A 388-nucleotide genomic window follows, 5' to 3' on the forward strand; every position below is an offset into this window, starting at 1 on the left:
ACTCTCGAAGGAGAGTTGCTGACGGTGTCAAGTGACGTAATGTCACCCGACTGTATATGGTTCACTGACGTTCCACGAACTCGGATGAGTTCAGTGGACGTCTGGATCGCACGTATACACGGTCGTCATTGAATCGCCCCGGGTGTGACGGGGCGTTCGTCGAACCCTTCCCATCCGCGGTTTCCCGGGATGGTGCATCGGTCGTCGTGTCCGAACCGAGTCGCGTCTCCCACTTAAGGGGACGGATTCGCTTCGGACGGACATGGACTCACTGGGATTCGAACCCAGGGCATCCTCCTTGCAAGGGAGGCACTCTACCGCTGAGCTATGAGCCCACCTTCCCCGAAGGGAAGGTTGTCTCGCGTGTTGTGTGAGCCGTGGTCGTTCT

Annotated in this window: 1 tRNA gene; it reads right to left on the reverse strand. The window is 58.2% G+C overall.

What is annotated here, in order from left to right:
* Positions 1–263 precede the first annotated feature (263 nt).
* Positions 264–335: transfer RNA gene (locus tag EXE44_RS18450), tRNA-Ala, on the reverse strand.
* Positions 336–388 lie beyond the last annotated feature (53 nt).

Source organism: Halorubrum sp. SS7 (genome assembly GCF_005435055.1).
Taxonomy (GTDB): Archaea; Halobacteriota; Halobacteria; order Halobacteriales; family Haloferacaceae; genus Halorubrum; species Halorubrum salinarum.